Genomic DNA, 24,781 nt, shown 5'->3' with positions numbered 1-24,781 from the left:
GGGACTCCACCCGCTCTGCATTATATTGACATAGAATAGGAGACAAATCAATAAGAGTTCATTCTTAATGCTTCTTCGTACAGGTATCTGGCATAGCCCATAGGCTGGCGGTAGCTGTCTTTCCATACCCCGCGCAGTCCGGCCTTCTGGAAGCCGTAACGCTGGTCGCGCCCGTTGCATTCAATGAAATAGAGATGTCCGTGCTTCGTGACACCGATGTCCAGACCGATATCGGCCAGCCCCGGCAGACTCTTCTCCAACTCACGAGCTAGGGCGAGACTGAGTGAGAGGACGGACATACGGATTCTGGCTGCCTCTTCTCCAGGGAATGCCTGCTCCAGGGCAAAAGAGGACTTCAGGGCTTCGCCCCCTCTGGCAATGTTCGATACAAAGCCGCCGGGTGCAGCCAGCTTGGCGAAAAGGCCGGTGACCTGCCACGCTCCGCCCCAGCCCCGCTGTACCGTAACACGCAGGTCAAAGGGGCGTCCGTTAATCTCGGCCAGCGGAATCCGTTCCTGGACCAGATAGGGCACAGAAGAGAGCCGGGCGCGGAGGACACGGGGAAGGGCGTCCGGGTTAACGGATCTGCTAACCTTGCGTCTTGAGCCAGATAGAGAGTAGCTCCAGAGCCAGCGCCCTTCGCCGCTGCGGGTGAGCCGCATCACACCGTTACCCACGCTGCCCCGGCAAGGCTTGAGGATCAGATCCGGGTAGCGGCCCATCATCTCCCTCAGGCTGGAGAGTCCGCTTGCAGTGACCGGCAGATAAGCTTGCAGTTCGCGGCTGCGCTCCAGCAGGCCGTGAATCTGATCCTTGCCGTAGCGGTTGCAGCTGTTATAGACCTGAATTCCCTGCCGGAGCAGGCGCTCGACGCCGGTGCTGCGGGGATCATAGATTGCCCGGTTGTGGATGACCTCCGGCGTAGGGACGATCTGTCTGCGGTAGCCTTGCGGACCTTTCTTCATATAGACACTGCTGAAGCCGGACGCCACGTCGATGTCGGACAGCTTCACAAAGCAAGGGGTTAATCCGTATGCGGCGGCGGCCTCTTCGTAGTTGGCCAGAGATTCCTGTCCGGTTTTTAACCGGGGAACGCCCCCGTGCATAGCGGCATTTAGCAGTATCCCAACGAGCTTTTGCCCCATGTTCGTTCCTCCTGTTATCTTGAAGTACTTCCCGGCTGTTTTTATGTCTCCTGTCATTGTATGTATGTACGTGCCCGTAAGGGTTGGACGGATGCGCGGCGGCAGATGCCCTTTTTTGAAAGGAGAAGATTGGATTACCGGCAAGGGGAAGGGTGTCATCCGCCCATGCTGCTGCATATGATGCCTAGAAGATACAACAGATGGAAGGAGGAGACTGCTTGTGAAGAGTCCCAAACGAAAACAGCAGCGCAGTTCCAAAAGACCGCTCTATTACGTGGATAATCCCGATACGACTGAACTTAGCATGCTAGACAGCAGTCCCAAAACACAAAAAAACCAGGAATTGGAATGGGTGGAAGTGGCAGAGGGAGAAGACCTTGCCCTGCAGGTGAGCGCGGTGGAGATGCTGGAAGTGACCGCGCCGCTCCAGCAGACTGTGCTTGCACCGGAGGGGAATCAGGGAACGGTGACGGAAGAGGAACGCCAGCAGGAAGGCCCTGCTGCCCTGCTAGAAGCGGAGGTAACAGCTCCACCGGAAAAAGAACGCCTGCAGCCCGTATACACCGATGATCTGTCCGATGGCGCCGTCACCGGTGCCAAGATTGCTCCACGGACCATTGACGGGTCCAGGCTAAAGCATGGCATCATCGGCACACCCTGGCTGCAGGACTATGCAGTGCAGAGCATCAACCTTGCGGACCGGGCGGTTACCTCCTCGAAGATAGCGCCGGAGTCCGTTACCGGTGAGCATCTGGCGGAGAGCAGTGTCAGCGGGGGCAAGCTGCTGGATCACTCCATCGGCGGCGAGAAGCTGAAGGATGGCAGCGTCGGTCCGGAGAAGCTGGCAGACCGGATGATCAGCGGAGGACATATTGCCGATGGTGCCATCAGCAGCCGGCATCTCAGTGAGTTCATTATCACAGCGGAGCTGCTGGATGATGGGGCAGTGACTGGTGAGAAGATTCTCAGCAGCAGTATTGACAGCCGCCATCTCAGCAACGGCAGTATTGACCGCTCTAAGCTGGCTGACGAAGCGGTATCCGCCGACAAAATCGCCGATGGCGAGATCAGCGGTGTCAAGCTGGGTGATGCAGTGATCGAGAGCCGGCATGTGGGGGAAGGCGTCATTACCGCCAAGCATCTGGCACCGGGCGCCATTGGACGGGAACAGCTGGCGGCGCGCCTGATCGGCAAGGAGCAGCTGCAGCCCGGTATTATTGAGAGCGGGCATCTCGCAGATGGGGCAACCGGGTCCCGGCAGATCGCGGCGAAGGCTATCCGCAGCCAGCACATTAACCCGGAGAGCATCCATGCGGACCATATCGGCGAAGGTGAAATTGGCAGCCGTCATCTGGCAGACCGCAGCATTTCTTTTGTGAAGCTGGCGGACGGTGCGGTAGGAACTGCGCAGCTGATTGAGCAGGCGGTTACCTCTTCCAAAATCGCGGATCAGAGCATTCTGGCCCATAAGCTGGCTGACGAAGCCGTGATGACGCGTCATATTGCGAAATCCGCAGTGCGCAGTGCTCAGATTGCCGCGCAGGCGGTCACTTCGGCACATTTACAGCGCGAGGCCGTGGATCATTCTCATCTGGCCGCAGAATCTGTAGGCTCAGTCCAGTTGCAGGAGCATTCCGTCCTGACCGGCCATTTGGCCAAAGGAGCAGTTACGGAAGAACAACTGGGATATGAATCCGTTACAGGAGAACATATTAGCCCCCAGAGTATTACTGCAGCCAAGCTGGCGGACGGCAGCATCATTACCGCCAAGCTGGCCACGGGCGCGGTTGGGGGGACGATTCTGGCAAAAGAAGCGGTCAGCGGAGAGCATATTGCGGTCTGTGCCGTGGAGGAGAAGCACCTGGCGGATGGCAGCATCAGCGGGCGGGTGCTGCAGGAGGAGGCTGTAGACGCCAGTCATCTGGCATCCGGCGCCATCGAACGCCGGCATTTGGGAGACAGCAGTGTGACTTCATCCGCGCTGCAATCCGGTTCGGTAACGGCAGATAAGCTGTCCTCCGGTGCCGTCAAGGAGGCCCATCTCACTGCTGCGATTGTACAGCCGCATCATTTGGCCGACTATGCCGTCACTTCGCTGAAGCTATCGCCGGAGAGTGTCTCAACGGATAAACTCGGTGATCTGGCCGTCACTTCAATTAAGCTGGCGGACGGCAGTGTAAGCGCGGAGAAGCTGGCAGCCTCAGCAGTGCAGACTGAGCATCTGTCGGCAGGCGCGGTCGGCCCGGATTCGCTTAAGGATACGTCTGTGCAAGGCAGACATCTGGCGGCTGGCAGCGTGGGCGGAGCGCATATCCGGCCGATGTCGATCGGCAACGGACATCTTACTCCAAGCTCTGTCTCCTCCATCCAGATTCAGGATGACAGCATCAGCGGCTCGAAGCTGGCTGAGGGAGCGGTAGCATCCCGCCATCTTACTCCCGGCAGTGTGGGCGGAAGCCAGCTGGCGGAGGCCTCCGTGGAAGGGCGGCATCTCGCGGATGGCGGCATTAGTCTGGCGCATCTGGCGGAGGAGGTCCGCAGTGCGGAGCTACTGCCCGACGGAAGCATTAGCGCGCAGAAGCTGGCAGCGGGTGCTGTAGAATCGGTTCACTTGGCTGAAGCGAGTGTGCAGGCCGTTCATTTGGCGCAGGCAGCGGTGGAAGCCCGGCATATCGGTGCCGGAGAGATTACGCTGGCCCATCTGGCCAAAGAGACGCGTAGCGCGGATCTTCTGCCGGATGGCAGCATCGCAGGCAGCAAGCTGGGAGCAGGAGTGGTAGGGGCCTTCCATTTGGCTGCAGGCAGTGTGTATGGCGGCCACCTGGCTGCGGATGCAGTAAGCAGCCGGCATATCCGCGCCGGCAGCATTCAGCTCAGTCATTTGGCTTCCGATACGCGGGGAGCGGACCTGCTGCCGGATGGCTGCATAGGCGGAAGCAAGCTGGCTGAAGGCGCAGTGGATTCGCAGCATCTCCAGCCGCAGAGTGTGGACGCAGAGCATCTTGCTGGCGGAGTAATTCAGGAGCGTCATCTCGGGGCTGGGATTATCCGGCTGACGCATTTGGCTGAGGAAACGAGGAGTGCGGAGCTGCTGCCGGATGGCAGTATAGGTGGAAGCAAGCTGGCTGAAGGCGCAGTGGATTCGCAGCATCTCCAGCCGCAGAGCGTGGACGCAGAGCATCTTGCAGACAGAGTAATTCAGGAGCGTCATTTGGGCTCAGGAATTATCCGGCTAGCGCATCTGTCAGAGGAAACGAGAAGTGCGGAGCTGCTGCCGGATGGCAGTATAGGTGGAAGCAAGCTGGCCGAAGGCGCAGTGGATTCGCAGCATCTTCAGCCGCAGAGCGTGGACGCAGAGCATCTTGCCGGTAGAGCCATCCAGGAGCATCACTTGGGCTCAGGAATTATCCGGCTGGCGCATCTCGCGGAGGAAACCAGAAGTGCAGAGCTGCTGCCGGATGGCAGTATAGGTGGAAGCAAGCTGGTTGAAGGCGCAGTGGGTTCGCAGCATCTCCAGCCGCAGAGCGTGAACGCAGAACATCTTGCAGGCGGAGTAATCCGGGATCGCCATTTGGGGCCGGGAATTATCCGGCTGGCGCATCTCGCGGAGGAAACCAGAAGTGCGGAGCTGCTGCCGGATGGCAGTATTAGTGGAAGCAAGCTGGCCGCAGGTTCTGTGGGCTCTATCCATTTGGCTTCCGGCAGCATCTACGGAGGTCACCTGGCGCCTGAAGCCGTGGATAGCTGTCATATCCGTCCCGGCAGCATCGGCCTGGAGCATCTGGCCCAGGATGCCCGGACCTCCGAGCTTTTGCAGGATGACAGTATTACAGGGGGGAAGGTTGCTCCTCACAGCATTGGAACCAGGCATCTGGCGGAAGGGGCAGTGGGAAGCTCAGAGCTTCAGGATGAGGCGGTGGATGGTTCCAAAATCTCTTCCTTTGCCATTCAGTCCCGGCATCTGGAAGAAGACAGCGTGCAGAGCTACCACATTGTTCAGAATGCGATAAGCGGGGAGCATCTGGCGCCTGATTCAGTGGATAGCAGCCATCTCCGCGCGGGCAGCATCCAGCGTGAGCATCTGGCCGAGAATACGCTGACCTCCGAGCTGCTGGGTGAGGGCAGCATAGACGGCAGTAAGCTTGCGCCAGGAGCGGTGGGCTCTAATCATCTGGCTCCGGGCAGTATCTACGGAGGCCATCTGGCTCCCGGAATCGTTGACGGACGCCATATCCGTCCTGGTAGTATAGGCCTCGAGCATCTGGCCGGGGATGCGCTGACCTCCGAGCTGCTCCCGGACCATAGTGTTACCGGAGAGAAGCTTGCGCTTCACAGCGTCGGCACCGGGCATCTGGCTGAAGGTGCGGTAGGCAGCACTCAGCTGCAGGACGAGGCGGTGAAGGCTGCCAAAATCGCTTCCTTTGCCATCCAGTCCCGTCATCTGGAAGAAGACAGCATCCAGAGTCATCATATTGCTCAGGGTGTAGTGAACGGAGATCATCTGGCGCCTGATTCAGTGGATAGCAGCCATCTCCGCACGGGCAGCATCCGGCGTGAGCATCTGGCCGAGAACACGCTGACCTCCGAGCTGCTGGGTGAGGGCAGTATAGACGGCAGCAAGCTGGCGCCAGGAGCGGTGGGGCCTAATCATCTGGCTCCGGGCAGCATTTATGGAGGCCATCTGGCTCCCGGAATCGTTGACGGACGCCATATCCGTCCTGGTAGTATAGGCCTCGAGCATCTGGCCGGGGATGCGCTGACCTCCGAGCTGCTCCCGGACCATAGTGTGAACGGAGCGAAGCTTGCGATTCACAGCGTCGGCACCGGCCATCTGGCTGAAGGTGCGGTAGGAAGCTCTGAACTGCAGGATGAGGCGGTGAAGGCTGCCAAAATCGCTCCCTTTGCCGTCCAGTCCCGGCATCTGGAAGAAGACAGCATCCAGAGCCATCATATTGCTCAGGGTGCAGTGAACGGGGATCATCTGGCGCCCGGATCAGTCAATGCGGAGCATCTGTCCTTCCATCCGGTGCAGAGTGTCGGGAACCGTGATGTTTTGCAGCAGTTCGGGATGACGGCGTTCATGTTCAATGGTGAGGCGGAGAGTGTGGAGGTGACGGTTTCTTTTGACGAGAGCTTCGGCCATACCGGCTATGTGCTGGTTGCCATGGCTAACCAGCCGTACTTCCATGCCTCGCTTAAGAACAGAACGGGCGGAGGAGCGACGATTGAGGTGGTACGGCTGCGCGAGACCCAGCATTTCTATGGCGTGCTGTCGTGGATTGCGCTCGGTACTCCGCTGGTCAAACCTGCTGTGGAGCATCGTGCTTTTGATTGATTCAGGGCAGAATAGATTGTACATGAGGCGCAGCCGCGGGTTGCGCCTTTTGTGCATGATTACGCCAGCATTTATAGGCTTCACGCTATTCATTTCTGCTAATTGTACAAGCAGGGAGGCCGGGAGAAGTGTTGTAGCTGCTTTAATATACTCCTGTTGCTGATGATCGGAAGTGTTCCTCCTCCTGTAAGCGCTCTCCTGGCGGCCTATTGCCGGGTGGAGGCGCATAGCGGCATTTGTCCAATTATCTGCGCTCAGGGAGACACTTGCCGTTACCGGGGGTGGCGGGATACATAGACTATGGTGTAACCCTCAGCCCGGGAGCAGCCCTGTGAAGGAAGGTGGATGGCATGAAAAGAAAAGGAGCATCTGCCCGCCGCACGGGGCGGCGGGCAACCCGGACAGCACGGCGGCCGGTGGCAAGGCCGGTACGGCCTGCTGCACTGCCGCCTGCGGTGAATCATCCGCAGCCTGAGGTGTCGGTTATTATTCCGGCCATGAATGAGGCGGCAACGATTGCCGCAGTGATTGCCGGAGCCAGAGGCGTTCATCCCCGCTGTGAGGTTATTGTGATTGTTAACGGTTCTGCGGATCAGACCGCAGATATTGCGCGCTCCTGCGGAGCTAACGTAATTGTGTATGAACAGCCGCTCGGACACGATGTCGGGCGAAGCGTAGGCGCGGAGGCGGCGAAGGGAGCGGTTCTGCTGTTCACAGACGGGGATCTGGTGATCCCCGCCTCGCAGCTGCGTCCCTTCGTGACCGCGGTCAGCGGCGGAGCGGATCTGGCCTTGAATGATTATTCCGGCCCGGTCCGCAGCAGATTTCCGCATCCGGTGGTGTTATCCAAGCATGTGCTGAATCTTCTGCTCGGAAGGTCTGAGCTGAAGGGCTGCTCCTTGACCGCCGTTCCTCATGCGATTAGCCGCAGGGCGCTGGATGTTCTGGGCAGCGGTCTGCTGTCGAGGCCGCCGCTCGCACATGCGCAGGCGGTACTGGAGGGCCTGGTGGTGACGGCGGTGCATAACGTGCCTGTGGGCAGGATGAATGCGGTCCGCCGGAAGCACAGCGGCAGTGATCTTCTGCAGGAGGCTATCCTCAGAGACCACCTGGATGCTGTAGCAATGGTGCTGGAACGCAAGGGCGGCCGGGCAGGCTTCGGGGACGGCATCCGGCGAAGGGAGATGGTGAGATGATGGGAGCGCGGGAAGTATCCGTCAGCGGCCGGTCTTCAGCGGGGCGTACTGCGCCTGGAAGCAGCGGCTCTACAGGCCGCGCCGCCAGACGCAGCGCAGTAGTGCGTGGAGGCGCGGCTAAGCGGCGGTCCGCGAAGCGCCGCAACAAGCCTGTGGCGGCGGGCCCTGGCCTCTCCCGGTCCAAGCGGAAGCCCGCTTCCGGGCGTAGGGGCCTGTCCCTGCCGGCATCGCAGGGTTCGCTGTCGGTAATTATCTCGGCCAGGAATGAGGAGCAGACGTTGCCGAAGCTGCTGGAGCAGGTGGAACGCCTGAAGCCGCAAGAAATTATTGTTGTGCTCAATGGATGTAATGACCGCAGCTTTCAGCGGACCCGGCTATGTGCTCAGGCGAGTATAGTGTACATTCCGGAATCTGCCGGACATGATGTGGGACGTTCTCTTGGCGCCAAGCTTAGCCGGGGAGATATCCTGTTGTTTCTGGACGGCGATATGGTGATCTCCGCCGGGCAGCTGTCCTCTTTTGTGGCTGCGGTGGACCGGGGGGTGGATGTGGCGCTCAATGACCTTGATCCGCTGCTGCCGCCCTTCGGGCTAAGTGATGCGGTTACCCGCTGCAAGCTCTACCTGAATCAGGTTCTGGGCCGCCCTGATCTTGGAGCAAGCTCCATGACGGCGGTTCCGCATGCCTTATCCCGCCGGGCGCTGGAGAGAATCGGCTACCGCGAGCTGATGGTGCCGCCTCGGGCGCTGGCGCTCTCCATTCTGGGCCGCCTGCGGGTGGAGAAGGCCGGAGGGGTGAATGTGATCAAGCAAAATCGGCTGCGACAGGGGAACACGGGAGCCGGGAATGCCATGGAGCAGCTGATTGCTGGTGATCACGCGGAAGCCCTGGTCTGTGTGATTGCCCACCAGCAGAGCAGCGGGCAGCTGTCGGCCGATAATTTGCTGGAGCACCGCCGGCAGATTGCCGCCTGGAGGAACGCGTTATGACAATGACGAGCATTATTATTCCTACGTATAACAGGCTTGGGCTGCTGCGTTCCTGCGTCGAATCGATCAGAGCGCATACCCGGTCAGCCTATGAGATTATTGTAGTGGACAATGCCTCGGATGATGGTACCGAAGCCTATTGCCGCGCCAGCAAGCTGACATTCATTTCCCTCCCGGAGAACCGCGGTTTTCCGCTGGCCTGCAATATTGGGCTGCAGCTGGCTGCGGGGGAGGAGCTGCTGCTGCTGAACAATGACGTCATTGTGTCGCAAGGCTGGCTGGATAATCTGAAGAGCGCCTTGTACAGTGCCTCCGATATAGGAATTGTCGGACCGGTGACGAATTATGCCAGCGGACGGCAGCAGGTGCAGACCGGCTATACCGATATTGCAGGCTTCCATGCCGAGGCGCTCCGGGCCAATATTCCCGATGCAGACAAGTGGGTGGAGACCCGAAGGCTTATAGGTCTGTGCTTTTTATTCAAAAGACAGCTTATGGACGCGATCGGCCTGCTCGATGAACGATTCTCGCCGGGCCATTATGAGGATGACGATTACTGCTACCGTGCCCGGCTGCAGGGATACCGGCTGCTGATTGCCGGAGATTGCCTGGTTCATCATGAAGGCAGCGCCAGCTTCAAGGAGGTCTATTCCGCCTCATTGCAGGAGCTGGTGGAGCGTAACCGCAGGTTTTTTATAGAGAAATGGCAAGTGGACCCGGCGCAGTTCATCTGAGGCCGCTGGCCGAAGGCAAAAGACGTAGAGAAAGAGGAGGAACGTAAGTGAAAGGAGTCATACTGGCAGGCGGAACAGGAACAAGGCTATACCCGCTCACCCGGCTGATGAACAAACATTTGCTTCCGGTCGGCAAATACCCTATGGTGTGCTACGGGATTGAGCGGCTGCGCCAGGGGGGGATCACCGATATTCTCCTGGTCATCAGCAAACAGTCCGCAGGACAGTACACTGACTTTTTGGGCGGCGGTGCGGAATTCGGCGTATCGCTGACTTACAAAATCCAGGAGGCGGCAGGCGGCATCGCGGAAGCGCTGGAGCTGGCGGAAGGATTCATCCTGCCGGGAGAACGGTTTGTCGTGCTGCTGGGAGATAATCTGTTCATGGATAGTCTGGAGCCTTACGTGAAGAGCTACCTGCAGCAGCCGGCGGGGACCGCGAAGGTGCTCCTGAAGCCTGTGGAGGATGCGCGCAGATACGGGGTTCCGGTGTTTGACAGCGCCGATGCCTCCCTGATAGCTTACATTGAAGAGAAGCCGGAGCAGCCGAAAACAAAATTCTGTGTTACAGGCATATATATGTACGATGAAGCTGTATTCGATATCATCCGCCGGATTTCGCCTTCCCGAAGGGGCGAGCTGGAGATTACCGACGTGAACAACCTGTATGCTGCCGAGCGCAAGCTGAGCTACGATGTGCTTAAGGGCTGGTGGAGCGACGCGGGAACCTTCCAGTCTCTGCGCGAAGCCGGAGATAAGCTGAGAGATACGCTGCCCTGAGGGGCGGCGTTTTTTTGGAAATAGAAGAATTTATATGTTTCACACGATAACTTATCCTTCTATTTCTCGCCGAAACGGTACTGTCCATTAAAAGGACGGCAAAGCCGTTTCCGCTTGGTGGGGGCGATTAATGTAGGGCGGCGGAGAGGTGGGGAAGGGAATAGTAATTAGTTGGTCTACATAGGAAGAGATTGAGGATGGTAGGAAACTTGAATGGTCAAAGGTAACTAAAGGGATAAATCCCTCTGAATTTGCCGAGAATGGGCTGGCGGCTGGAATAAAAGGGATAAATCCCTCTGAATTTGCCGGGAATGGGCTGGCGGCTGGAATGAAAGGGATAAATCCCTCTGAATTCGCTAGAAGTGGGCTGGAAGCTGGAATGAAGAGCACAAATACACTTGAATCCGGAGAAAGTTGGCGTTCGGCGGAAATGAAGAGCACAAATGCCCCTGAATCCGGCAAAAGTCGGGGTTGGGCGGAAATGAAGAGCACAAATGCCCCTGAATGCGGAGAAAGTCGGCGCTGGCCGGAAATGAGGAGCACTAATACCCTTGAATCGGGCAAAAGTCGGGGTTGGGCGGAAATGAGGCACAAATGCCCCTGAAACCCGCCTCAAGCGGGCGCAGGGATCCAAAGTCGTTCGAGCTGCCCCGATGGGCAGTGCAGCAGCCAGCTCATCGCCGCCAGCTTACAGCCTCAGCTTAACGTCTTCAACTCATCGCCGCCAGCATGCAGCCACAGCTTAACGTCTTCACTCATCGCCCCCAGCTAGCAGCCTCAGCTAAACGTCTCTACTTATTGCCCAAGCATGCAGCCACCAGCATATCGTTCGCAGCATATCGCCCCAGCTAGCAACCTTCAGCTCAACGCCCTCAGCTAAACGTCTTCAGCTCATCACCATCAGTCACTGGCTGGCCGGGCGATTCGCCACCAGAACAAATCCTCGGTCTCGCGGTATAGCTCTGCATCCAGGTGCTGCAGGACACGCTGGGAGGCGATGTTGTCCTTCTCGGTATCTGCAGTGACCCAGCGTGCGCCGGGATGGCTGAAGATCCAGGCGGTGATCTGCCGCAGTGCTTCTGTGGCATAGCCTTGGCCCCGGTATCTCTCGTCCAGGACATAACCAACGATGACCTCCCCTTGCTCGTTCGGGCGGCCTTTGAGAATCAGGAAGCCGATGAGCTGCCGCTGCTCCCGGTGGATGATGGCCCACATGGTCAGCCAGCAGTAGTTCTCTTCATCCTGTAGTACCTTCGCATGCCTGACCCGCAGCGCATAGCGCATCTCTTCATCGTCCAGCAGGGTTGCGGTTGCCGTCACGTTCAGGCCCAGCGCCTGCTCCAGCCCGGCGTAATTCTCTAAGGCTAACGCCAGCTCGGATGCGCTTAGAGGAGATAGGTCCAGGTGTTCACCTGTAAGTTTCATAGATTGCCTCCAGTTCTAATGTGGGTACATAGATGCGGACATACACCATTAGGAAGTATTTTCAGCCAAGCATAGTCTGCCGTCCTGTTCCTTGTCAATAATATGCTCCAGTTTGCAGCCTTCTCCGTACCTTGAAGCGGAAGCGGACACGGGGATTCGAACGTTGAAATTAATGGTCATCTTGCGACATGTCCCAGCCCAACTTGCGGCGCTTCTCCGGCACCGTCAAGGCGGATGCCGCATATGCTGTAGCAGGGCGTTTGAGCAAAGGAGACATGAAGGTGCAGAGTAAAATTACAAAAGTCCTGCAGCACATGGCCCATACGCACGAACAAATGGCACGGATTCTCGACGCCGAACGCCACGTAGCCGTCCGTATGTCGCAAATAGTTCACGATCTGCCGGATGCGGACCCTGATTTCGGCGGATTCAGTGGGCTGGTGGAAAGCTCAGGCCAAGTCAACAAAAATATCATTGCTTACCTCAATGCACTTGCTGATCTCGAAGAGGCGATGGCTGAGGGAGTAGGCAGGGTCATCAAGGAATTAAACGGTCAGGAAGAAGAGTAAGGGTAACGTGTAACCTGAGCAAGGAGGCGGAGGATGAGCAGAGAAAAGGCATATCTGCAAATGCTGGAGTCGACCGCTGCCATCCAGTGGAACATCGCGATGATTCTCGAGGCCAAAGCGGTGGAAGCGGAAAAAGTGAAGCAGTGGACCCATCATCATATCCATGCTAGAGCGTTCGACTCCCACGAAGACCAGTTGAAGGAATCCATCTCTATTCACGAGGTAATCGTGGAAATGGTAGAGGGGCTGACGAAGCTGGAGAACGGGCTGTACAGCAATCTGAAGGCGGTGCTGGGCAGCGGGGAAGACGAAGGCGGCGATTTCGGCGGGGATGGCGAGGGCTTCAGCTTCGGGGACGACAGCAAATGAGCGGCGGGCTGCTCTCCGAACACGCCGTCAAGCTGGAGATGATCCGCTCGATCGCCCGCAGCCAGGCAGCGCTTGCAGCCATCCTCGAGAGTATTGCTGAAGTGACGGGGCAATCGGAGCTGACAGCCCGCAAGCTGAGCGACAATATCAGGATTCTTAGCGGGTACCAGAGTTCAATGTGCCGGATGATATCCGGTATTTCGCTGCATGAGCCCAAAGAAGGAGTGCCTGCAGCCCCCTGGCTGAGCAAGGTCTGCTCAGAGGGGACCGCCAGGAGTAGATGAAGTACAGGAGGCGTAGATGATGAAGAGAAAGAGACTGGGCAAGCTTGGTTCCAAGGGCAAGGGCAAGAGACGTAGACCGCTGCTGTCGCGGAAGACACGGATACGCAAAGGTCCCGGACGCAAATCGCGCAAGAGTCTGCCCGGCAAGCCGGGGAAGAAATCCCTGCTGCTGCGCAAAAAAAGAAGGCTCCGCCGCCGGTTGCGCAGGGTGCGCGCTGTGCAGGTCATACCGGCAATTGAAACACCATTGGTGCCGCAGGTGATTCCGCTCCCCCCGGATCTGGGCGTCCCGCCGGAACTGCCGCCGGGAGACGCCTATCAGCAGGGCTACACCGAAGCATACAACGTGGGGTTCGACGCCGGTTTCGCCAAGGGCTTCGAGGACGGGCATAAGCTGGAGCTTGGCTGACAGAGCCGCAGGAACAGCAGCGGACCAGGGCTGCGGTTATATAGGGGCTGGCGCATATTGTGCCGCCCCTATAGCACATGGGGAACTTTGGGATAAGGCGGGCTCTCGGAATTTCCGGCCGGATATGGTAGACTTCTTAACAGAATCTTTACCGGGGTCACTATTCAGGCAGGAAAGCGGGGAACACAATTGATGGGTAATGAGATACGAAGAGCGCGGAGTGAGGAAATCCAGGAGATCATGAATCTGATTGCCAAATGTGTACAAGTTATGCAGGCAGGCGGAAGCGATCAATGGGATGAAGGGTACCCTAACCGGGAAGTCATTAGTGAAGATATCGGTAAGGGAACCTTATTTGTCTGCCTGGAGAATGAGGCGATTGCCGGGATTCTTGTGCTGGATGAGAACCAGGCGGAGCAGTATGCAGGCATTGAATGGGAACAGCAGCAGGGGCCGCATCTGATCATGCACCGGCTTGCGGTACATCCCGAGATTCAGGGCAGGGGGATTGCCCGGCGGCTGATCGCCTTTGCTGAGGAATTCGCCCGCAGCAGCGGCTATAGAAGCATCCGGCTTGATACATATGCGAAGAATGACAGGGTGCTTAAGCTGTATCCTTCGCTCGGATATTCGCAGAGAGGCGAGATTTGTTTTCCCGGCCGTACCGCTGCTTTTCCGGTGTTTGAGAAGGTGCTGCCAGATAATATGGAGAGATGATTTCTGCTTAAGTGAGTTAACATTACATTGAAGGCTGATTTTTTAGTGTTAAAATGTTTATTTATGCTCTAATATGACTTAATTCGGATAATTGTGTTAACTTTAATAACTCTTATTGACAGGTAAGTTGTCTTTAGACTATGATGGGATTATTCATAAGCAATGGAATAGTCCTTTTCGTATATCCTTAATAATTGGTTTAAGGGTCTCTACCGGGAACCGTAAATTTCTGGCTACGAAAATATGCTAAGGCATATTTTTGTGGCCTTTTTGTGTTACAGGCAGCCGGATATCAACAAGACTAGGGGGAGAAGACAATGGCGAATATCCTGATCAAGCATGCGGAGATTATTACGATGAACAAGCAGGAGGACATTATATACGGCGATATCCGCATCGAGGGCGATCTGATTGTAGAGATCGGCACCGGCCTTGAAGTGAAGGGGGAAGAGCTTGTCATAGAGGCCAAGAACCGGACGGTCATCCCCGGCTTCATCCAGACGCATATTCATCTGTGCCAGACGCTATTTCGCGGCAAAGGGGATGATCTGGAGCTGATGGACTGGCTGCGCAAGCGGATCTGGCCGCTGGAGGCGGCGCATGACGAGGAATCCCTGTACTATTCTGCCATGCTCGGCATTGGGGAATTAATCACCAGCGGCACAACGACCATCGTGGATATGGAGACGGTACATCATACGGATTATGCCTTCCAGGCGATTGCGAAGAGCGGTATCCGCGCCTTGTCAGGGAAGGTTATGATGGACCGGAAGAACCCCGAGGCACCGGCGGCCTTGCAGGAAGAGACGGCAGCTTCGCTGCAGGAGAGTGTGGATCTACTGGAAAAATGGAACGGATATGCGAACGGCCGGATTCAGTATGCTTTTTCCCCGCGGTTTGTCATTTCTTGTACGGAGCCGCTGCTGCGGGAGGTGCAGAGCCTCTCGGCCCGTTACGGGGTGAAGGTGCATACCCATGCTTCCGAGAATCTGGGCGAGATCGAGCTTGTGCAGGCGATGACCGGTATGCGCAATGTCGTCTATCTGGATCACCTGGGGCTGGCTAACGAGCGTCTGATTCTGGCCCACTGTGTCTGGCTGGATGAGCAGGAAAAGCGGATTCTGCGGGACCGCGGGGTTCATGTCAGCCACTGCCCGGGCTCGAACCTCAAGCTGGCCTCCGGCATCGCCGATACGCCTGGTATGTTACATGACCATATTCACCTCAGCCTGGGTGCAGACGGCGCGCCCTGCAACAATAACCTGGATATGTTCAACGAGATGCGTCTGGCGGCAGTCATCCAGAAGCCCGCGCATGGCCCGACTACGATGGATGCCCGGAGCGTCTTTCGGATGGCGACCATCGGGGGGGCGAAGGCGGTCGGGATGGAGGATCAGATCGGCAGCATCGAGGTCGGCAAGAAGGCAGATTTGGCTATCCTTAATCTCTATAATTTCCATACCTTCCCCTCCTATGATGTGGACCCAATCTCGCGGATTGTCTACTCGGCCACCCGTGCCGATGTGGAGACAACGATGGTTGACGGTGAGATTCTTATGCACACAGGGCTGCTGAAGACCATCGACAAGGAAGTTGTGCTCCATGAAGCGAACCTTTCCATTAAAAGATTGTTGGTGAACACCCGGTTAGCCTGAGCGCGAGAAGGCTTCATCGCCAGCTTGCCTGGGAAATGCCCGATTAAGGGGATCAGAGGCATCGTAGCTGCCTGTTCATTGAAGCATTGAGTTTCAGACAATAGCTTTGCAGGGGACTCTGCTCCTCTGCTTTTTTGTTGTGAGTGCTCGCGCGGGGGCGCGGATCGGATGTATGCGGGCGGGTAACTATTTTTTCTGAAAATGAACCTTTTCTCCCGCTCAGTTGTTTAATAGGGTGGCCCTCTTTTGATTCCCTCTACAAGTATTGCTATACTAGAGCAACGTGAGCTTTTTACAGAAATAAGGAATTGTTTGTACACCACTATTAATGAAGAGAGTAAGAGGGGATTGCAATGAGAGAGGGCAAACCTGCGTCTGCGCAGGCGCATTTCTATATCGTGGCGGGACTGCTGTGGCTGAAGCTGCTGCTGCTGAGAGGCCTGTTCTTTGACCGGATTGCCTGGGAGTGGATCGCTGCGGATCTGGCGCCGGTGCTCCTGCTGCTCGGTGTGCTGGCTACAATTGCGCCTCAGCGGATGAGAAGAGGGGTCTTCTGGAGCTTCAATGGCCTATTGTCGCTGCTGCTCTTCGCGGCCAGTGTGTACTTCAATCACTTCGGCTCGGTGCCTACCTATCTGGCGCTCTATGAGCTGAACCAGGTGTTTCAGGTCAAAGAGAGTGTGGAATCTACGATTGAGTGGGTCGATTATCTGTTTTTTGCCGATCTGCTGATAGTGATAATTTATTCGCTCTTCCGCAGATGGAAAAGAGGCCCTATGCGCTGGCAGCGGGGCAGCCAGCCTGCAAGCAGAACCCGGAGCATCTATCTGGTGGTGCTGCTGGTGGCAATCATTGGAGGCGGCTCGCTGTCGGCGTATTCGATTCATTCGGCCAGGGGAATTACCAATGAGCTGGTCCAGGCGGAGACGGCCGGATTCCTGAATTATGAGGTGGTGGCAGCGATCAAGGCCCGGGAGGATAACGGCCTTATCGGGACCGGTGATATTCAGGAGACGATAGCCAAGGTGAAGTCACTGGAGGCTACCTATCCATACAAGGCTGTGACAGGCGGACTGCCAGAGCATTTCGGATCGCAAAAAGGGAAAAACGTCATCATCATCCAACTGGAGGCGTTCCAGAATTTCCCGCTGCATCAGTCACTGGAGGGTCAGGAGCTGACCCCGGTGCTGAATGGTCTGGCCGGAGAGGGCTTCTATTTCCCGCATGTGTATCAGCAGGTAGGTCCGGGCAATACCTCGGATGCGGAATTTATGAGCAACACCTCGATTTATCCGATCGCTTCGCTGGCCATGTCCACAGGCTTCGGGGACCGGGAGCTGCCGGGACTGCCGCGTCTTTTGCGGGATAAGGGGTATGAGGCGTACACGTTCCATGTGAATAAGGTCGGCTTCTGGAACCGGAATGAGCTGTATCCGGCGCTTGGCTTCAACGGCTACTATGACAAAGGCTCCTTCAAAAATGACCATTTCAATTCGTTCGGGGCTTCCGATGAGCAGCTCTATGCTACTGCCGTGGAGAAGCTGGCGGTGCTGCATCAGAAGGGCACGCCTTTCTACGCCCAGCTGGTGACAGCCTCCAGCCATCATCCGTTCAAGGTGCCGGACAACTTCCGTCGTATTCAGGTGCCGGATAAGCTTCAGGGCACGATGCTGGGCGATTATCTGAGCGCGGTGAACTATACGGATTATGCGATAGGCACGCTGATTGACAGATTGAAGCAGCAGGGGATGTGGGAGGATACCGTGCTGGTGCTGTACGGTGACCATTTCGGCCTGCAGCCGAAGGACGTCCCGGCGGAGCAGGTGGAGGACGCGCTGGGCATCAAGTATGATGACCGGATCAGCCGGTTCAACATTCCGCTCGTGATCCACGTGCCCGGTATGAAGCAGGGACAGGTTGTGGAGCGGACCGGCGGACAGCTGGATGTGCTGCCGACGGTAGCCAATCTGCTCGGGGTATCGCTGAAGGACGAAGGGTTCACGGCGTTCGGGCATGATTTGCTGAATGTGGACCGCAACGTGGTGGGCATGCGCTATTATTTGCCGACAGGCTCGTTTTTTAATGATGAAGTGTTGTTTGTGCCCGGTAAGAGCTTCGCGGACGGTGAGGCGGTCTCGCTGGATACGCATGAGCCGGTGAAGGATTTCAGTGCCTATCAGAGCGATTACGACTACATCCTGAAGCTGATGGGCTTATCTGATGAATATGTGAAGCTGCTTCCGCAGCGTTAGGAGAATGTTATGAAAAGACTATGGAAACCCGAATACCTCATCTCGCTGGCCGGCGCTGTGCTGATCCTCTATCTGCTGTTCGTGCGGCCCTTCACAGGGGTTGCCGATAACGGCGATTTTTTGCGGATGATGAATACGGTCGGACTGAATTATTTTGATGCCGGGGAGGACTATGCCGACCGCTTTTTCAGCTACAGTCATTCTAAGTTTGCTTATGATGATCTGTTCAAGGGCTTCTACCCGTCCTCGCAAATTTTGCTGGTGCTGGTGCCAAGGCTGCTTGCGGGCTTATTTCACGGCAGCTACTTCGATATCCGTCTTCTGGCAGTGGTATATGCAGTGCTGCTGCTGGCTGCCACGTGGATGATCGTCAAGCTGGGCGCGAAGAGCTCCTATGCCACGGGCCTGCTGCTGGGTGCGGGAATGCTGTTTGTGTTCTACGATATCGGCTATCTGGCTTATTTCAACTCTCTGTTCGGCGAACCCGTGTCGATGGTCTTCATGCTGCTTACGTTCGCGCTGGGTCTGAGGCTTATCGGGCAGGAGCAGCCGTCCTCCAAAGGACTTACGCTGTTCTTCGTGGCCGTGCTGTTCCTGATCTGCTCCAAAATCCAGAATGCCCCCGTCGGCCTCGCCTTCGCGCTGATCTTCCTGCGCCTGCGGACGCTGCATGGAACAGGCAACTGGCGCAAGCTGGCACTTGGGCTTGGGGTGGCTACAGCGCTGGTATCTGTGATTATGTACGTGACAGCGCCGAAGGAGCTTAAGCATATCAACCTGTATCAGACGGTGTTCTTCGGCATTCTGAATGAATCGCCGGATGTGCGCGGGGATCTTCGCGACCTGGGTTTGCCGGAGCACCTAGAAGTCCTGGCGGGTACGAATTATTTCCAGGGGGATACGGCGATCAAGCAGGATGATCCATCGCTGGGTCCGGATTTCTATGACCGTGTATCGCATAAGGATGTGCTTTTCTTTTATATGAAGCATCCCGGCCGGTTAATAGAGAATATGAAGTATGCGGCTGCTAACAGCATGTCCATCCGTCCCTACTATCTCGGAAGCTATGAGAAAAGCGAAGGCAAGCCTGCGGGCGCGGTAGCAGGAATGTACAGCGGGTGGAGCGAGCTCAAGAACAAGCATCTGCCCCATTCCCTCGGATTCCTGGTTATTTTCTACCTGGTGTATTACGCCGGAGTGTTCTATCAATACTTCCGTACGCGGGAGGCGGCAGGGCGGATTGCCGGAGAACTGATGATGCTGCTGGGACTGATCGGGCTGTTCTCGTTCCTGGTTCCGATCCTCGGTGACGGCCGCGCGGATATCGGCAAGCATCTGTTCCTGTTCAATGTCTGCTTCGATATGATGGCGGTAGCGATGCTGGGCTGGACGCTGCATAAGCTGACGAAGCTGCTGAAATAACTTATCATGTCAAACCCTTAATTGACCCCTAGCGGATTATAGAATACAATGTGTTTGGAACTTTAGTAAAAGAGTGGAAATGGCTTGATACAGCCTCATCCTACAAGGGGGCCGCTATGGGGAATGACGAATACAAGGACAAGATTGAACAGGCAAGACAGGAACTGAACAAACTGGCCTTGGAGTACGGAATGCAGGATGTCCGGGTACTCCGCCAATCGGTGAAGCTGGATGCGCTCCTGAATGAATACAGTGATTGTAATACGGAGAAGGATGACCAGCTTTATTAGAGAAATACAGAGCAGCTATGCAAATACAAGAGACACTTTGACGGTTAACGCCGCGGAGTGTCTTTTTTTAAAATTTAAGCGTTTATATGTTTCAATCCTAACGTTCTCGCTGAAACGAATGCCGTTCTTAACAGGACGGCCGAGCCGTTTCTGCTTATAAGGGATCAGGCTCATCGCCCAGCAGCTCGCGGAGCATCTTCTCCCGGTTCGTCATGAAGGCGCGGGTGACCGTATAATGATCCGTGTCTTCCAGCGCAACAGGCGTGATGCTCTCTCCCTTCAGCAGAAGAATCTCTGCACCCGGATAGGACATCAGAATCGGGGAGTGGGTGGCGATGATGAACTGGGAATTCTGCTCAGCCAGCTCATGCATCCGCGCCAGCAGTGACATCTGCCGCAGGGGAGACAAAGCGGCTTCGGGCTCGTCCAGAATATAGATGCCCTGTCCGCCAAAGCGGTGAACGAACGTGGAGAAGAAGGATTCTCCATGCGACTGCTCATGCAGCGAGCTCCCTCCATAGGAGGATTTAATGGGTCTTCCCGCCTCGGGGTCCTCATCCAGCTCATCGATGTAAGTAGCCACATTGTAGTAGCTCTCCGCACGCAGGAAAAAGCCGTCCTTCGGACGCTTCACCCCTTTGGCAATCCGCAAATATTCGTAGAGACTGGAATGCGAGGCGCGGGTATTAAACGAGAAATTCAGCGTCCCCCCTTCCGGATTGAACCCCCAGGCAGCAGCAATGCCCTCTAACAAGGTAGACTTCCCGCTACCGTTCTCTCCTACCAGAAAAGTAACCTGCTTCTGAAAAGCAAGCCGGTCCAGGGTGCGTACCACCGGCAGATTAAAAGGATAGCTTCCAAAGGAAGGGACCGCCTCGCGCAGCAGCTCGACATGGCGCAGATACAGCATAGGGCCATAGATGGAACTCATATCTTAGTGCCTCCTCAGTAAGTTTTTCTTGTGAAAGGTGATGCCTCTAATTGTAGATGATTCCCGTCTTACCCGCAAAGGACTTGAGTAGGCTTCGAAGTGCAGACCCTGCCTCTGCATGGACAAGAGTGGACGGATTCTGTAGAGGTTCGGGCCAAGCGGGCGAAAGACCGGGGGGCATATGCCAATTTCGGCGTGATACAGACAGATGTCCATGAGGCGGATGCTGACTCCGCATATAGTACTACTGTCTTGAGAATATAACGGGGCAGGGTGAAGGCCGTGAAAACAAAAAAGAGAGGCGGACTTCCACAGGATTACCGGGATGGCTATCTGCAAGGGTACCATCTCGGCCTGTGCGAAGCCGTGAAGCGCCTGAATACTCCTGAAGTGGGGGAACGTCAGCCGTTAAAACTGATGTATGTTCCCCAGGGGTTTCAGGCCATCGATGCGGGAGTCGCAGAAGCGCTGCGGCTGCTGGTAAGCGAGCTGATCATCTGTCCTCCGGAAACTATGCTGGAGGTGGCATCGCGCGAATTGCCTGAGGCGGTGCTGGTGATGAACGGGCTGCATGTATTTCCGGAGAATCATCTGGAACAAATTATGGCAATAAGACAGCTGGGTATCCCGGCGGCGATCTGGTTTGTGGATGATCCTTATTTCACCGAGGATACATCCGTCATCTGCCGGCATTACGATTATGTGTTCACGCATGAACTGGGCTGTGTGGAATTCTACCGTTCGCTGGGGACGGCGTCTGTGCACTATCTTCCGCTGTGCGTCAACCCCCAGATGTTCTACCCGCGCCACACCGGACCGCAATATCACTATGATGTCGTGTTCATCGGCAACGCCTTCCGCAACCGTACGGAGCTGTTCGATGAACTGGTCCCCTTCCTGCAGGGAAAGAAGGTGCTCATCGCCGGCGGATTCTGGGAGCGGCTGGCCCACTTCGAGGAGCTGTCTCCGTACATCAGAGAGGGCTTCATCCCGCCGGAGGAGACCGCCAATTATTACAGCGGCGCGAAGCTGGTCATTAATATCCACCGGCCCTGGGAGGGAGGGATGGACAACCGGAATACGTTCCAGCTTCCGTCCCTCTCCATTAATCCCCGGACCTATGAGATCAGCGCCTGCGGGACGATGCAGCTGACCGATATCCGGCAGGATCTGGATATCCACTACAAGCCGGGCCGGGATCTGGAGACCTTCGCTTCTGCCGATGAGCTGAAGCGCAAAATTGATTATTACCTGAAGCACGACAAGGAGCGCCGGCAGTATGCGCTGCGGGGACTGCAGACCACGCTGCGCCGGCATACCTTTACTTCGCGTCTGCCTCATTTATTGGGTGTTCTTACTTCAAGAGGGTGAATTTCATTATGGATCAAAAGGAGCGAATACTCATGAACAACGAATTTATTATGCCTGCCCCGCCGTTGCCGAGAACCCCTGCGGAGGAAGAGAAGCTGCGGGGACGTCTGACCGGCTTCAAGGGAGGCTATGACGAAGGATATCTGCGGGGACGTCTGGCCGTTCTGGACGGACGCCCGGAGGAGCCGCAGCCGGTAAGGAATATCCATGTGATGTACGTGGCCTCAGGCAAAGGCTATCCGTATTCACCGCTGGATGATGCCGTGCTCTTCGCACTGCAGCGGTTAACGGTTCAGGTCACGATTACTGATGTGCGGCAGAATCTGGTGGAGCTGGCTTCTGCCCAGCGTCCCGACCTCGTGCTGGTGCTGGATGGTCTGGATTTACCGCTGGAGCAGGTGGCTATTCTGCGGGGCCAGGGCATTAAGACCGCGATCTGGTTGACCGATGATCCGTATTACACCGATTTCACAATGAAGATTGTGAGTCACTATGACTATGTATTCACACTGGAGCGTAATTGCGTAGAGATCTACCGCGGCCTTGGCTGCACGGAGGTCCACTATCTGCCCTTTGCCGCACACCGTGAGCATTACCGTCCGACTACCGGACGTTCGCCGGTCAGCCGGGAGGTCAGCTTCATTGGGTCTGCCTACTGGAACCGGATTAATTTCTTCCGCGATATTATGCCGGAGCTGATGAGCTATAACACGGTCATTAACGGAATCTGGTGGGACCGGTTGCCGGAAGCGCCGCTCTATGGCGACCGGATTGAGATCGGCAAATGGATGTCCCCCCAGGAGACGGCTGTAGCCTACAGCGGCTCGAAGATTGTGATTAACCTTCACCGCTCGCACATTGACGATGCAGTCAACAACAACGCACTGTATATTCCGGCCGTATCGCCGAATCCGCGTACGTTCGAGATTGCTGCCAGCGGCACGCTGCAGCTCAGCGATGCCCGTGACGATCTCGGCTCCTTCTACAAGGTGGGCGAAGAGATCGACACCTTCTCCAGCCCACGCGAGTTGATGGACAAAATCCAGTACTATCTGACGCATGAGGAAGAGCGCCGGGAGATGTCCCTCCGTGCCTTCGAGCGGACGCTCAGGGATCATACGTATACCAGACGTCTTAGTCAGCTGCTCACTATTATTTACGGTAAGCCAGCAGGGCAATCGTAGAACAGGCTGTCAGCAAAATGTGCGTATCACAGGGGACAGGTGTCGTGCCGGCATCTGTGTCCCCTCAATATACTGGAGTACCGGGCAGAGATGTTAGCCTGTCAGCTAATATACCCGTCCCAAGCAGGAGCACTGCTGAGTGATAGTAGATTGTGTGCATTCAAATTTTAGGAGGTGAATGGCTGCTCCACAGCCCTTCGCAGGGGAGCGCCGAGACACCATGGCCGACAAAGCGACGATCGTCCTCTTTTCCCATGTCTCCAACACGCGCAGTATTACGGGTGCGGAGAAGCTGCTGTTATTCTTCAGCCGGGAGCTGTCTCCTTACTTCAATTGTATCCTCGTAGCCCCGCAGGACGGGAAGCTGACACAGCTGGCCCGGAGCTACGGCCTTCAAGTCCGGCTGATGTCTATTCCGCTGGTCTATGGAGTGTACACTCCCTATGCCGGTCTTCCGGCAGATATCCGCAAGCTGCAGGAGGGCCGGGAATATCATGAGCTGACTCACTGGCTTGCGGAGCTCCGTCCGTCCTTCGTGATCACCAGCACCTGTGTGCATGCCCTGCCGCCCATCGCGGCGAAGTCACTGGGCATACCAGTGATCTGGAAGATCTCGGAGACCATTACAGACAACGAGTTCACCCCGATCAGCGTAGAGCTGATCCACAACAACAGCGATGAGATTCTGGCGATTTCACAGACAGCGGCAGCGTGCTTCCCCGAGGGGATCCGCGATAGCAAGGTGACCCAGCTTCCTCCGTCATGGAGTGACGCGGATTTGATGTTCGAGGCCTGGAGCAAGCTGCGCGGGGAACGGCGGAGTGAGCTGAAGATCGCCCCGGGGGACCCGCTGATCGGCTATGTCTCTTCCTTCATTAATAAGGAGAAGGGGCTGGAGCATTTCGTCAAGATGGCGGTTCTGGTGCATGAGCAGCATCCGGCTGCCCGCTACCTCGTAGTGGGGACTCCCGGGGATAAAAGCTACTATGAGCGCTGTGTCCGCAAGGTGAAGCTGGAGGGTCTGACCTCACGCTTCCGGTTTGTCGGGTACGAAGAATGTCTGCCGGCCGCTTACTGCGCGATGGATCTGCTTGTTGTCCCCAGCCTGATCCGGGAAGGCTTCGGCATGACCGCCCTGGAAGGCTATGCCTTCAGCAAGCCGGTTGTCGCTTATGATTCCGGCGGCCTGCGGGAGATTCTGGACGCCGCAGGCTGCGGCGAGCTGCTAGTGCCTGCGGGAGACATGGAGGCGCTGGCCGGGCGGGTGAACGCGCTGCTGGCCGACCAGGCGATGGCGGCCGGCATTGGCTGGCAGGCGCGGGAGCGCATCGAGGCCGTCTACGGCCCGGCGGCTTACCGCGCCCGGCTGCAAGGCTTAGCGGAGAGGTGGCATCTCCGCTACTGCCTCCAGCCGCCGCAGCTCATCGGCGGCCCGGAAGCCCCGCCCGCAGCTGCGCCGGCGGGCGGGAAGAGCGCCCCCGCGGCACAGCCGACGCGGGGCAAGACCGGGCGCCGCGCCGCACGGCTGCGGGCCGCGAAGCTGCGCCGCGCCAAGTCCCGGAGCGGCGCGGCGGGAACGCGCCCGCGCCGCAAGAAGCGCGCGGCAGGCTCCGCGCGCCGTCGGGCCAGCAGCGGCGGCAAGAAGCGCCGCGCGGGTCAGGCCGGAAGCCGCCGGAGCAAGCGGCGGCGTAAGGCATCCTGAGCAGCCTGCCCGGTTCCTAAGGG

General features: G+C 56.9%; 20 protein-coding genes and 1 riboswitch. Of the genes, 17 read left to right on the top strand and 3 right to left on the bottom strand.

Annotated elements, in window-relative coordinates; genetic code table 11:
- Positions 1 to 47: 47 nt before the first annotated feature.
- Positions 48 to 1,145 carry a YheC/YheD family endospore coat-associated protein gene (locus MKY86_RS24965; RefSeq protein WP_076082296.1) on the bottom strand — a complete coding sequence of 366 codons (1,098 nt, stop codon included), beginning with the start codon at positions 1,143 to 1,145 and terminating at the stop codon, positions 48 to 50.
- 220 nt (positions 1,146 to 1,365) lie between these two features.
- Here MKY86_RS24965 and MKY86_RS24960 point away from each other — a divergent pair, with 220 nt between their 5' ends.
- The 5 genes from MKY86_RS24960 (at position 1,366) to MKY86_RS24940 (ending at position 10,178) form a co-directional block, all read left to right on the top strand.
- Complete coding sequence (locus MKY86_RS24960; protein ID WP_340827558.1) at positions 1,366 to 6,480, top strand: WIAG-tail domain; 5,115 nt, start codon at positions 1,366 to 1,368, stop codon at positions 6,478 to 6,480.
- A 350-nt stretch (positions 6,481 to 6,830) separates the two neighbouring features.
- Positions 6,831 to 7,676: a glycosyltransferase family 2 protein gene (locus MKY86_RS24955; RefSeq protein WP_076082300.1), complete on the top strand. Its 846-nt coding sequence runs from the start codon at positions 6,831 to 6,833 to the stop codon at positions 7,674 to 7,676.
- Positions 7,673 to 8,665 (top strand): glycosyltransferase family 2 protein, encoded by a 993-nt coding sequence (locus MKY86_RS24950; protein ID WP_340827557.1) that lies wholly within the window; start codon positions 7,673 to 7,675, stop codon positions 8,663 to 8,665. Before MKY86_RS24955 ends, MKY86_RS24950 begins: the two co-directional genes overlap by 4 nt.
- Positions 8,662 to 9,399 (top strand): glycosyltransferase family 2 protein, encoded by a 738-nt coding sequence (locus tag MKY86_RS24945; RefSeq protein WP_076082302.1) that lies wholly within the window; start codon positions 8,662 to 8,664, stop codon positions 9,397 to 9,399. Before MKY86_RS24950 ends, MKY86_RS24945 begins: the two co-directional genes overlap by 4 nt.
- A gap of 47 nt (positions 9,400 to 9,446) precedes the next feature.
- Positions 9,447 to 10,178, top strand: coding sequence for a sugar phosphate nucleotidyltransferase (locus tag MKY86_RS24940; RefSeq protein ID WP_076082304.1), 732 nt, complete (start codon positions 9,447 to 9,449; stop codon positions 10,176 to 10,178).
- A gap of 900 nt (positions 10,179 to 11,078) precedes the next feature.
- Here the strand turns inward: MKY86_RS24940 and MKY86_RS24935 are convergent.
- Positions 11,079 to 11,603 carry a GNAT family N-acetyltransferase gene (locus MKY86_RS24935; protein WP_076082306.1) on the bottom strand — a complete coding sequence of 175 codons (525 nt, stop codon included), beginning with the start codon at positions 11,601 to 11,603 and terminating at the stop codon, positions 11,079 to 11,081.
- Between the two features lie 275 nt (positions 11,604 to 11,878).
- Here MKY86_RS24935 and MKY86_RS24930 point away from each other — a divergent pair, with 275 nt between their 5' ends.
- The 9 genes from MKY86_RS24930 (at position 11,879) to MKY86_RS24890 (ending at position 19,570) form a co-directional block, all read left to right on the top strand.
- A complete protein-coding gene (locus MKY86_RS24930; protein ID WP_081751236.1) occupies positions 11,879 to 12,172 on the top strand; it encodes a nucleoside-diphosphate sugar epimerase in 294 nt (97 codons plus the stop codon).
- Between the two features lie 33 nt (positions 12,173 to 12,205).
- Positions 12,206 to 12,541: a hypothetical protein gene (locus MKY86_RS24925; RefSeq protein ID WP_036727122.1), complete on the top strand. Its 336-nt coding sequence runs from the start codon at positions 12,206 to 12,208 to the stop codon at positions 12,539 to 12,541.
- Positions 12,538 to 12,825, top strand: coding sequence for a hypothetical protein (locus MKY86_RS24920; protein ID WP_036701531.1), 288 nt, complete (start codon positions 12,538 to 12,540; stop codon positions 12,823 to 12,825). The genes MKY86_RS24925 and MKY86_RS24920 overlap by 4 nt, the downstream gene beginning before the upstream one ends.
- 16 nt (positions 12,826 to 12,841) lie before the next feature.
- Positions 12,842 to 13,234, top strand: coding sequence for a hypothetical protein (locus MKY86_RS24915; protein ID WP_340827556.1), 393 nt, complete (start codon positions 12,842 to 12,844; stop codon positions 13,232 to 13,234).
- A 192-nt stretch (positions 13,235 to 13,426) separates the two neighbouring features.
- Entirely contained in the window at positions 13,427 to 13,951 is a 525-nt protein-coding gene (locus MKY86_RS24910) for a GNAT family N-acetyltransferase (protein ID WP_076082311.1), read from the top strand.
- 157 nt (positions 13,952 to 14,108) lie between these two features.
- A riboswitch (purine riboswitch) is annotated at positions 14,109 to 14,207 on the top strand.
- 61 nt (positions 14,208 to 14,268) lie between these two features.
- Positions 14,269 to 15,606: a 5'-deoxyadenosine deaminase gene (locus MKY86_RS24905; protein ID WP_076082313.1), complete on the top strand. Its 1,338-nt coding sequence runs from the start codon at positions 14,269 to 14,271 to the stop codon at positions 15,604 to 15,606.
- A gap of 353 nt (positions 15,607 to 15,959) precedes the next feature.
- The gene (locus tag MKY86_RS24900; protein WP_076082315.1) at positions 15,960 to 17,858 is read left to right on the top strand and encodes an LTA synthase family protein; all 1,899 of its coding nucleotides are present in this window, start codon (positions 15,960 to 15,962) and stop codon (positions 17,856 to 17,858) included.
- A 9-nt stretch (positions 17,859 to 17,867) separates the two neighbouring features.
- A complete protein-coding gene (gene wsfD, locus MKY86_RS24895) occupies positions 17,868 to 19,280 on the top strand; it encodes a glycan biosynthesis hexose transferase WsfD (protein WP_076082317.1) in 1,413 nt (470 codons plus the stop codon).
- A 116-nt stretch (positions 19,281 to 19,396) separates the two neighbouring features.
- Positions 19,397 to 19,570 carry an aspartyl-phosphate phosphatase Spo0E family protein gene (locus tag MKY86_RS24890; protein ID WP_076082320.1) on the top strand — a complete coding sequence of 58 codons (174 nt, stop codon included), beginning with the start codon at positions 19,397 to 19,399 and terminating at the stop codon, positions 19,568 to 19,570.
- A gap of 154 nt (positions 19,571 to 19,724) precedes the next feature.
- On the opposite strand, the gene MKY86_RS24885 is transcribed toward MKY86_RS24890, so the two are convergent.
- Entirely contained in the window at positions 19,725 to 20,501 is a 777-nt protein-coding gene (locus MKY86_RS24885) for an AAA family ATPase (protein ID WP_076082322.1), read from the bottom strand.
- Between the two features lie 273 nt (positions 20,502 to 20,774).
- Here MKY86_RS24885 and MKY86_RS24880 point away from each other — a divergent pair, with 273 nt between their 5' ends.
- The 3 genes from MKY86_RS24880 to MKY86_RS24870 all read left to right on the top strand — a co-directional run bounded on the left by MKY86_RS24880 (position 20,775) and on the right by MKY86_RS24870 (position 24,758).
- Entirely contained in the window at positions 20,775 to 21,872 is a 1,098-nt protein-coding gene (locus MKY86_RS24880; RefSeq protein WP_076082324.1) for a CgeB family protein, read from the top strand.
- A 32-nt stretch (positions 21,873 to 21,904) separates the two neighbouring features.
- Positions 21,905 to 23,056, top strand: coding sequence for a glycosyltransferase family protein (locus tag MKY86_RS24875; protein ID WP_083685550.1), 1,152 nt, complete (start codon positions 21,905 to 21,907; stop codon positions 23,054 to 23,056).
- Between the two features lie 178 nt (positions 23,057 to 23,234).
- Positions 23,235 to 24,758 carry a glycosyltransferase gene (locus MKY86_RS24870; RefSeq protein ID WP_083685552.1) on the top strand — a complete coding sequence of 508 codons (1,524 nt, stop codon included), beginning with the start codon at positions 23,235 to 23,237 and terminating at the stop codon, positions 24,756 to 24,758.
- Positions 24,759 to 24,781 lie beyond the last annotated feature (23 nt).

This window comes from Paenibacillus sp. FSL R7-0333 (assembly GCF_038000365.1).
Classification (GTDB): Bacteria; Bacillota; Bacilli; order Paenibacillales; family Paenibacillaceae; genus Paenibacillus_AQ; species Paenibacillus_AQ silagei.
The sequence above is the reverse complement of the archived record's forward strand: the minus strand, read 5'-3'. Positions and strand labels throughout refer to the sequence as shown.

Coding starts and splice junctions, on each gene's coding strand:
- MKY86_RS24950 (WP_340827557.1), top strand. CDS start 7,673: ATGATGGGAGCGCGGGAAGTATCCGTCAGCGGCCGGTCTTCAGCGGGG.
- MKY86_RS24885 (WP_076082322.1), bottom strand. CDS start 20,501: ATGAGTTCCATCTATGGCCCTATGCTGTATCTGCGCCATGTCGAGCTG.
- MKY86_RS24910 (WP_076082311.1), top strand. CDS start 13,427: ATGGGTAATGAGATACGAAGAGCGCGGAGTGAGGAAATCCAGGAGATC.
- MKY86_RS24900 (WP_076082315.1), top strand. CDS start 15,960: ATGAGAGAGGGCAAACCTGCGTCTGCGCAGGCGCATTTCTATATCGTG.
- MKY86_RS24870 (WP_083685552.1), top strand. CDS start 23,235: ATGGCTGCTCCACAGCCCTTCGCAGGGGAGCGCCGAGACACCATGGCC.
- MKY86_RS24915 (WP_340827556.1), top strand. CDS start 12,842: ATGATGAAGAGAAAGAGACTGGGCAAGCTTGGTTCCAAGGGCAAGGGC.
- MKY86_RS24955 (WP_076082300.1), top strand. CDS start 6,831: ATGAAAAGAAAAGGAGCATCTGCCCGCCGCACGGGGCGGCGGGCAACC.
- MKY86_RS24935 (WP_076082306.1), bottom strand. CDS start 11,603: ATGAAACTTACAGGTGAACACCTGGACCTATCTCCTCTAAGCGCATCC.
- MKY86_RS24965 (WP_076082296.1), bottom strand. CDS start 1,145: ATGGGGCAAAAGCTCGTTGGGATACTGCTAAATGCCGCTATGCACGGG.
- MKY86_RS24905 (WP_076082313.1), top strand. CDS start 14,269: ATGGCGAATATCCTGATCAAGCATGCGGAGATTATTACGATGAACAAG.
- MKY86_RS24930 (WP_081751236.1), top strand. CDS start 11,879: ATGAAGGTGCAGAGTAAAATTACAAAAGTCCTGCAGCACATGGCCCAT.
- MKY86_RS24875 (WP_083685550.1), top strand. CDS start 21,905: ATGAACAACGAATTTATTATGCCTGCCCCGCCGTTGCCGAGAACCCCT.
- wsfD (WP_076082317.1), top strand. CDS start 17,868: ATGAAAAGACTATGGAAACCCGAATACCTCATCTCGCTGGCCGGCGCT.
- MKY86_RS24945 (WP_076082302.1), top strand. CDS start 8,662: ATGACAATGACGAGCATTATTATTCCTACGTATAACAGGCTTGGGCTG.
- MKY86_RS24920 (WP_036701531.1), top strand. CDS start 12,538: ATGAGCGGCGGGCTGCTCTCCGAACACGCCGTCAAGCTGGAGATGATC.
- MKY86_RS24925 (WP_036727122.1), top strand. CDS start 12,206: ATGAGCAGAGAAAAGGCATATCTGCAAATGCTGGAGTCGACCGCTGCC.
- MKY86_RS24890 (WP_076082320.1), top strand. CDS start 19,397: ATGGGGAATGACGAATACAAGGACAAGATTGAACAGGCAAGACAGGAA.